This window comes from Endozoicomonas sp. (assembly GCF_051008435.1).
Taxonomy (GTDB): domain Bacteria; phylum Pseudomonadota; class Gammaproteobacteria; order Pseudomonadales; family Endozoicomonadaceae; genus Endozoicomonas_A.
The window spans coordinates 1-1,124 of record NZ_JBPCXO010000162.1 but is presented as its reverse complement, the minus strand read 5'-3'; the positions used below and the strand labels follow the sequence as shown (position 1 = coordinate 1,124).

The following is a 1,124-nucleotide window of genomic DNA, read 5'->3' as shown; positions in this document are numbered from 1 at the left end:
CCTGTTCATCCAGTTGATTAAACAATGGGGCTTCTGGGTTCCAGTTGCTTCTGGTCAGCCAGCCCACAACGACAGTCGCCACCACAGGCATCCATGAAAAGGGTTGGGGTTGATATGAGTCTTTCTGAAATGCCAGAAGCAGTTTGTAGCCTATGACTTCATTGGAGGCATAGAGCAGCTGCCACGTAACCGACTCAACAACCGTTGTCAGGCTTTCCCAGAAGCTCCTTGGCCAATAAGGCTTGTCATCAGGTGGCGTGTCTGATCCTGAGTAGCCGCTTATGTTGGTCATTTCTGTCGGCTTGCCTTGCAACGACCCCATATCAATCATTTGCATTGCAGGCAATGTGTCCGGCTCTGGCTTTATAGAGAAATTCTGGCTTGGCAAGTCGGCATTTTGTTCAAGCTCAACGATATAACTGTGAGTCTGAGACTCGGCCAGACAGACGAAAGACGCGAAAAGCAAAACGTGAAAAATCAGGCTTTTAATGGCTCTATCCTTTGCTGTTCTCGGGATCAAAGTCAGTAAGGATAGACAGAAGAAAATGACGGGTATTTCCCATAGGTTGGAGGGCTGCACTGGGCAAAAAGTCGCCGCGAAGCGGCCTACCTTGATCAGGGATTGCTGGGTAATCAGCTCGTACCAGTGACTGGCCACTTCAGACGACAGTGTTATAGCTGCAATCTCCAGCTCTTCTCGACTGGCCAGAAAATCAAATTCTGCAGAAGCTTCGCTGGCGGCCAGACGAGACCAGAGGTCGATTTCATAACTGGCCATCAGTCCCAGCTGAAATTGATCCACATTTCCGGAAGATTGGTTGGTATGACTGCCATCAAAGGTGGCATTAAGACTGGGAGCTGTCGCTGCTCCAGATTGTTTGGCGACTGCTTCGGCCTGACGAAGTCGGTCTGTTGCAGCTTTCAGACTGAAATTGTCATTGAGAGCCTTTTCAATCAGGGTGTTCAGTTGAGGGTCTTTGAAACTTTGCCACCAAAGGCTAGTACAGAAAAACAATTTACTTGTCCTGTAGCAATGCCGGAATTCTCCATTCTGGCATTCTCCCCTGACATCGTTCAGGATTTCATTTATGCCAGCCCGCTATCGCATTCTTTTATCGTCTGAT

1 protein-coding gene is annotated in these 1,124 nt (G+C 48.7%); it reads right to left on the bottom strand.

Features of this window, described 5'->3' with window-relative positions; all coding sequences use genetic code 11:
• Nucleotides 1–1,015 (bottom strand): TolC family protein (locus ACR2PX_RS08000; protein WP_433998830.1); only part of this gene is annotated, 1,015 nt, incomplete at its 3' end.
• Nucleotides 1,016–1,124 lie beyond the last annotated feature (109 nt).